The 7745-nt window shown below is 34.9% G+C and carries 4 protein-coding genes and 1 pseudogene; 3 read left to right on the forward strand and 2 right to left on the reverse strand.

Annotation, left to right across the window (positions count from 1 at the left end):
- Positions 1-764 (forward strand): annotated as a pseudogene (locus tag J5V48_RS09190) (PD-(D/E)XK nuclease domain-containing protein); the annotation flags it as partial.
- Between the two features lie 153 nt (positions 765-917).
- Here J5V48_RS09190 and mfd read toward each other — a convergent pair.
- Entirely contained in the window at positions 918-4409 is a 3492-nt protein-coding gene (mfd, locus tag J5V48_RS09195; RefSeq protein ID WP_219938289.1) for a transcription-repair coupling factor, read from the reverse strand.
- Positions 4410-4467: 58 nt separating this feature from the next.
- Here mfd and J5V48_RS09200 point away from each other — a divergent pair, with 58 nt between their 5' ends.
- Both J5V48_RS09200 and J5V48_RS09205 read left to right on the forward strand, forming a co-directional pair.
- Entirely contained in the window at positions 4468-5898 is a 1431-nt protein-coding gene (locus tag J5V48_RS09200; RefSeq protein ID WP_219938290.1) for a DUF3329 domain-containing protein, read from the forward strand.
- The gene (locus J5V48_RS09205) at positions 5883-6170 is read left to right on the forward strand and encodes a hypothetical protein (protein WP_219938291.1); all 288 of its coding nucleotides are present in this window, start codon (positions 5883-5885) and stop codon (positions 6168-6170) included. Before J5V48_RS09200 ends, J5V48_RS09205 begins: the two co-directional genes overlap by 16 nt.
- A gap of 201 nt (positions 6171-6371) precedes the next feature.
- Here J5V48_RS09205 and J5V48_RS09210 read toward each other — a convergent pair whose 3' ends face one another.
- Positions 6372-7496 (reverse strand): extracellular solute-binding protein, encoded by a 1125-nt coding sequence (locus J5V48_RS09210; protein WP_219938292.1) that lies wholly within the window; start codon positions 7494-7496, stop codon positions 6372-6374.
- Positions 7497-7745 lie beyond the last annotated feature (249 nt).

The raw sequence follows: 7745 nt of genomic DNA on the forward strand, positions 1-7745 counted from the left end.
ATTCCCCCGTACCTGCACCTGTGGCTCTAGGCCATAGGGGTATTATTTTTAACTTTTTGAGGTGTTGGGGAGCTTACATAGAAACAACCATGAATGATTCATTGAATTATGCTGATCTAGCAAAGCCAGCTTCTAATAATTTCTATGCACTTCTTTATTATTTAGGATACCTTACTGTAGATGGTAATAGAACTGAAGAAATTGCAGGTGAGAAAAAAACAATATACAAAATTAGAATTCCAAACCTTGAAATAAAACATAGTTTTGTACAAACCATTGAAGAGCACTTTTATAACATAGTAAATCAAGGTGAGAATAAAGCAACTATTGTTGCAAAGGCTTTGTTTGAAGAAAATTGTGAATGTGCAAAAAATAATATCTTTGATCTTCTTCAAACTTATGTATCAATAAGAGACAAAGCATCAAAGCAAAAACCTAAGAACTTTTATAAAGCTTTCTTATCAGATGTATTCAAAAAGTGTTCAACATTTATTTCTGATTTTAAAACAAACTGTGAATCAGACGATATCTGTGCAGATCTGCTTTTCATGGATAATTGTGGTAATACAGGCGTTATCATTGAAATTAACGTAGCAAATAGTGATAGAACTTTAGAAACAACCGCTTTTGATGCATTAAAACAGATTGAAGAAAAAGGCTTTGCAAGATCTTATATTTCCTATCCTTTTTTAGATTCTGTTTATTGCTATGGCATCAGTTTCTATAAAAGGCAGTGCTATATTTCTTGCAAAAAGATTAAGTAAACAATATTCATAAATCATAAATTACCATTCAAAATAATAAATGGTGTCGATGCAACAAAATCATTTCTTCCAAAGCAAAGACACCATTAAACAAAAAAGTAAATTCTCTGTTTACTAAATCACTAATCTATCTATGCTCTTAAGTCAGTTATTTTATCTGTGGCAATCAAAAGCCATAAGTAGCTGTTTTACTAGAGCTAGTCTTGGATATTTCTCTGATTCTTTTAGGTTATATCTCAATGAGTTCTGACCTGTTATTCTGTATTCATTATTCTTGCACATAGTAACAAGAGTTATCAGATAATCGTTAGAGACTTTGTGATCTTTATTAAATTCAATAATTCCACCGTTTTCATCTCCACTGATACGTTTGATACCAAGTTTTGTAGCAAGTTTTTTAAGCTTTGTAACTTCAAATAGATTTTCAGCAGCTTTTGGCAGAAAACCGAATCTGTCGATAAGTTCAACTTTCAGATCGGTAAAGTCATCATCAGATTCAACTGATGAAAGTCTCTTGTATAAAGAGAGTCTTGTATTTACATCACCAATGTAATCATCAGGGAAAAGACAAGGAATGTGCAGATCGATATCGCATTCATTCATGTTCAGATCGACTAAAGATGGCTCCTTTCCTTCCTTTAATGCCTTTACAGCATTTTCAAGCATCTGAGAGTAGAGTGCAAAACCGATTGATTCAATCTGACCTGACTGCTCCTCGCCTAATAGTTCACCTGCTCCTCTGATTTCAAGATCGTGTGTTGCAAGAACGAAGCCTGCACCTAATTCCTCAAGTGATGATATAGCCTGAAGTCTTAGTTTTGCATCTTTTGATAAGAGCTGCTCTGGTGGTGTAAACAGATAGGCATAAGCCTGGTGATGTGAACGACCAACACGTCCTCTTAGCTGATGAAGCTGAGCAAGACCTAACAGATCGGCTCTGTCAATTATGATTGTATTTGCACTTGGAACATCAAGACCATTTTCAACGATAGTAGAGCAGACAAGCAGATTATATCTTTGATGATAGAAATCATGCATTACTTTTTGCAGCTCTTTTTCATTAAGCTGGCCATGACCAATACCTATCTTTGCCTCAGGGACAAGCTCACTAAGCTGTCTTGCTCTTTGTTCAATTGTTGCAACATCGTTGTGAAGATAGTAGACCTGTCCTCCACGCTTAAGCTCACGTAATATTGCTTCACGTGTTACACTGTCCGATCTTGTTGATACAAATGTCTTAACAGCAAGTCTTGACTCTGGTGGGGTTGCAATAATAGAAAGCTCTCTCATTCCCTCCATTGCCATATTAAGAGTTCTTGGAATAGGTGTTGCAGTTAGAGTAAGAATATCTACACTTGCTCTTATCTTTTTTAGAGTCTCTTTTTGCTTTACACCGAAACGATGCTCCTCATCAACTATAATAAGTCCAAGATCTTTAAACTTTATATCCTTTGATAAAAGCTTATGGGTTCCTATGATTATATCTACAGCACCAGATTCAACCTTTCTTATTACCTCATTTTGTTCTTTTGTACTTTTAAAGCGGGAGAGTAGTTCAATAGTAATAGCAGTAGATGCAAATCTTTCTTTAAAGTTCTGATAATGCTGCTCAGCCAGAATTGTAGTAGGAACCAGAAGGGCAACCTGTTTTGAATTACTTGCAACGACAAAGGCAGCTCGTAGTGCAACTTCTGTTTTTCCAAAACCAACATCTCCACAGACAAGTCTGTCCATAGGTGTCGGCTTTTTCAGATCGTTTATAGTATTTTCAATTGCAAGCGCCTGATCTTTGGTTTCCTGATAGTTAAAGCCTGATGCAAATTCCTCAAGTGCTTTTGTAGAAACCTCAAAAGCTGTTCCCTTATTAGCTTCACGTTTTGCATAAAGATCTAAAAGTGCAGCTGCAACATCAATAACCTTATCCTGAGCCTTTCTCTTTTTCTTAGCCCAGTTGTCATTGCCAAGTTTTGATAATTGCGGATTTTCAGATCCTGAATATCTTGCAACCTTGTTAAGTGCGGTGATTGGAATATTAAGCATATCACCACCTGCATACTCGATGGTAAGATACTCGCCTTTAACTCCACCTATTACCATGGTTTTAAGACCTTTGTATCTTCCGATACCATGGTCAATATGAACCACAATCTGACCTTCACTTAATGAAGCCAGGTTCTTAATAATGGTATCCTGGCTTATACTTGCATTTTTAGAAGAGCGTTTTTGCTTTACTGCCTTGAATCCTAGTATTTCAGATTCTGTTAGATAGCAGATTTTTAAACCAGGTAAATCAAAACCTTCATCAAAGGGAGCTAATGTGAGCATCATGGTGCAATTTGAGTTTATAAACTCGTCAATTGATGAAGCTTTTAAAAGAGGATGATTATTGGTAATTGCCTCTGGGAAAATATCCTTTAAAGACTGGCGTCTTCCTTCTGACACACAGCTTAAAAGGAATCTGTAGCCATTTTCAATTCTTGAATTAATGAAGCTTATAAGATTTTTGGCACTGCTTTTATCTGATGGGACAAAAGCAATGTCTGGGATAGTTTGAACTGGTAGATTTGAATAACCTCTTTTTGAAAGAGTGTTCTCATCAAAGGCCTTTGTTACAAAATTTAAAAGCCTGTGTTCTTTAATTCTGTCAGTACACTCTTTTGCATTCATGAATACTAAGGATGGCTCTAATGATGGATGATCAGGATTTCCCTTAAACATAAGAGCTCTTTTATGAACCTCAATATCAAAATCCTGTACAGCATTAAAAACATCACCTATAAGTACAATATCAGCTTGTTTGTCTAAGTAGTCAAAAACACACTGAGTCTTATCAAAGAAAAGAGGAATATAGTATTCAATACCTGCAGGGATGGCTCCTTTTGAGACAGCCTGATAGATTGGATGATTTACAAGATTAGCACCTGTAAAATAATCTCTGTAGTTGCTTCTGAATACACTTATAGCCTCCTTATCTAATGGAAACTCATGTGATGGGAGCATGCTGACACTGTCTATTGTTTCAAACGATCTTTGAGAGTCTGGATCAAAAGTTCTGATAGAATCTACCTCATCGTCAAAAAAGTCGATTCTGTATGGATTTTTACTGCCCATAGGGAAGATATCAAGAATTGATCCTCTTATGGTGAATTCACCATGAGAGAGTACTTTTTCAACATGGTAGTAGCCACGCTCTACAAGATCGTCTTTCATCTTTGCAATATCACGGCGATCGCCTTTTTTTATGGCAAAGGAGTTTTGTTTTATATACTCAACAGGGCAGACTCTGTGCATAAGAGCACTAACTGTAGTAATTACAATTCCATCTGTAAGGTTACTAAGAGAACTTAAGATCTCAAGTCTTGATGATATGATATCCTGATGAGGAGCAATAGTATCGTATGCAAGAGTTTCAAAATCTGAAAAATAGAAGATCTTCTCTAAAGGGAGCAGTGCTTTCAGATTGCTTTTTAGGCTGATAGCATCAAAGCTGTCTTGACATATGACAAATAAAGGTCCTCTGTTTTTGTTTTCATTAGCTGCAGCCACCAAAGATGTGATAGTTGTGCTGTTTAAATTTCCTATATGCTTAATCTGGTTTGTGAAGTTCAGATTTACTGTATTTTTTATAAGTTCTTTTAAATTCATGATGTGATAGAATTGCAAGCTGTTGTTTAGATAAGTTTACCTAATATATCTTAAGAAAATGACAAATTACAGAAGTTTTATATATCTTACTATTATATTCTTGTATGTTATGTTTTTTGCATACAACATCCCTCATTTTTCAAATGATTTCCGTTATATGCTCATAGAGGGAACAGATGACAGAGTCTCTTCAGTTGCTGATATTGTTCTGTCTCAGTACAGACATTATTTTACCTGGGGTGGAAGAACACCTCCTCATGTATTGGCACAATTACTTTTACTTTCTGGTAAACTTGCCGGAGCTTTTGCTACAGCACTGTGTTTTGTACTTTTGATTTATCTTGTCAATGTCCTTGCAAAGGGAAGTTTTGTAAATCCATTAAAAATTGAAAGTACAGCTCTTTTAATGTCATTCTCACTGCTATATCTTTGTCTTAGAAATTTCGGTGAGGTACTTTTTATGCTTGTTACCTCCTGCAATTATCTTTTTACAACGACATTTGTCCTTTTAATCCTGGTGCCTTTTGTAAAGGCTTTAGAAAGTGACAAAGATGATAGTAGCTTATCTAAAGGTTTTGTTTTAAAAAATATCTTCAATTCTTTAATCTTTTTATGTGGCCTTACTGCTGGCTGGTGCAATGAGAATACAGGCTTTGCACTTTGCTTTGTGACTTTTTTATATCTTGTATACATGTTAAGAAAAAAGAAGCTGTCAGCATTTATGGTTGCAGGCTTTACAGGAATGTGCACTGGCTTTTTGATACTTGTTCTGTCACCTGGTAATGCAGCAAGAATGCATATGATGGAAAGCACAGGAGGATTTGATTATTTTTCACATATCTTTACAGCTATAGGTGTGTTTAATCTATCCTTACTTGAGAATCTGCCACTGATTATTGCATTTTTATATCTTCTTTTTACCGTATATAAAAAAGGGCTTATAAAAAAGTACAAACAGAGTATAGTTTGCACCTTATATCTGTATGCAATAGGTTTTGTATCATTGTCTGTTATGATATTCTCTCCTAATTTTCCTGCACGATCAGCAACAGTATTTACTGTATTCACTCTTATCGCTTCTTTAAAACTTTACTATATTCTGAAAAAAGAGCAGATAACAGTTGTAAACAGAGCATTCTTCTATTCATATTCAGTAATTTTTTCACTATATTTTCTTATCACGGCAACTAATGCTCTTGAGTGTCTATCAAGACTTAATGATGAGTTTGTTCAACGGGAAAACAGCATAAAAGAGCAGATAGCAAATGGTAAAACAGATCTTGTTGTAAAGCCATTTTCTGTTGTATCATCTCGTTATATTTTTGTAGGTGATATTCACGCGGATAGTAATTATTTTGCAAACAAGATCTTAAGTCGATACTACAGGATTTCAAGTATTGTAAGAACCTGTGATGAGATAAAGACACTACCACATTCTGATCTTCTAATAATCCAGAGCAAAACGGTGTTTAAATGCAAAGCAAACTAGAGCCTTTAAAGGCATTGCTAAATTCAATAAGTTCAAATACCAGTGTCAAAGAGGATGAGCTTTTACATAATCTAATTGTGCTTCGTAATACTAAGAAAGTTGATCAAAAGCTCTCTTCATTCAATGGTGTTGAAGTAAAAGATCTGATGAACAAGAGTAGTTATGATCTTAAAAAAAATTATGTAAAGAATCTTCTTGAGCCTGCTTTTTCTGATAAATTAAGATCAGTAAAGAAAAAAGAAAAGATAAAAAAGACAGCTCTTAATAAATAGAAATGATTAAGATATTTGCTCTTGAAAATGTTTTTGTGAACATGACATGTCGACATGTCCATTAATATCTTAAGATTTAGATAAGAGCAAAAAGTCTGAAATTTGTATTATCAAAATTAACAAACCTCCTTATTTTGCACCGTAAGATTCATGTTTTATGAACATATTCTGTGCATTTAAGGAGGTTTTAAAGTCTAACTTTTAGTCGTTCTGATTTGCAATTTTAGCTGAATCAATCTTCATGGCATTCCAGACATTGTTGGTGATCCTTGATGTCTTAGCAGGAGTTGGCTGCATGAAGTACATTGTCTTTAGCTTTTCCTCTGAGAGCATGATGCTTTCATTGTTCTTAAGCTCATCAGATACATTGGCCATAGCTTCATCTACAGGAAGAATATAACCCATTTCATCAGACAGTTTCTTTGCATTTTCAGGTGTTAACAGCCAGTTAAACCATTTCATTGCATTGTCATAGTTCTTAGCTCCACGTGGTACAGTCCAGCTGTCAAACCACATGATTGAGCCTTCCTTTGGAATTACATACTCAATGTCATATTTGTTCTTTCCATGAGCAGCTAAGTGACGGCTCTGAATAAAGTCGCCAGAATAACCGATGGCAGCACAGATTTCGCCTGATGCAAGATCGGTTACATAGCGGTTAGACTGGAAGTAAGCTGTATTAGATGCAAGCTTTGTCAGGATGTCTTTAGCTTCTTCAAAATCCTTTGGATTTGTAGAGATAGGATCTTTCTTTAAATAGTGCTGAACTGCAGAGATAACTTCGATAGGGGAATCGATGATTGCAATACCACACTTTTTAAGTTTGTCAGAGTTTTCTTTCTTGAATAGGAAGTCCCAAGAATCAATCTTGTAGTCTTTGCCAAAAATCTCTTCAATTTTCTGTTTGTTATAACCAATACCGATTGAAATTTCGATATATGGATAAGCATAGTCATTGTTAGGATCTAAAGTTGCAAGTTTTTCAAGTCTTGCTCTGTTCTGTTTAACCCAGTTTGGGATCTTTGAGTGATCAATCTTTTGAAGTGCACCTGATTTAGCCATTCTTGGTACATAATAGCTAACAACAATAGCAGCATCAAAACCGGTGTTGCCAGCAAGAAGTCTAGCTTCCTGAAGTTCGTTTGAATCATACTCAACGTATGTTGTTTTTAATCCTGTGTCCTTTTCAAAATCTGATACTGTATGCTCACCGATATTGTAGCTCCAGTTCCAAATATTAACCTGATTGCTTTCTTCAGAAAATGCGCAGTTAGAGGTACTTGCAACAGCACCTAAAACGCAAAGAGACATTAGCTTCTTTATCATTTTAACCTCATTAGTAAAGAGAATTTCGATCCTAGTTGCACAGGATCACCAAAGGATAGTAAAACATGACCTAACAAAATAGTCAATTAAAGAACAAAACAAATGAAATAAACGTCAGAAATATCAAAATGGATCAATTATTTTGATAACTAATTTCCTGATTGCGTTATTTAATCTTACCCAAGATCTTTAGCAAAACGCCGAAGATCTTATTTAAAATTAAATAGTTATTTTAAATCTCTAAGTTAT

Source organism: Succinivibrio faecicola (assembly GCF_019448115.1).
In the GTDB taxonomy this organism is placed as follows: domain Bacteria; phylum Pseudomonadota; class Gammaproteobacteria; order Enterobacterales; family Succinivibrionaceae; genus Succinivibrio; species Succinivibrio faecicola.

What these genes read in the sequence shown, in the direction of transcription:
- mfd (WP_219938289.1), bottom strand. Translation starts at nt 4,409, where the DNA reads ATGAATTTAAAAGAACTTATAAAAAATACAGTAAATCTGAACTTCACA.
- J5V48_RS09200 (WP_219938290.1), top strand. Translation starts at nt 4,468, where the DNA reads ATGACAAATTACAGAAGTTTTATATATCTTACTATTATATTCTTGTAT.
- J5V48_RS09205 (WP_219938291.1), top strand. Translation starts at nt 5,883, where the DNA reads ATGCAAAGCAAACTAGAGCCTTTAAAGGCATTGCTAAATTCAATAAGT.
- J5V48_RS09210 (WP_219938292.1), bottom strand. Translation starts at nt 7,496, where the DNA reads ATGATAAAGAAGCTAATGTCTCTTTGCGTTTTAGGTGCTGTTGCAAGT.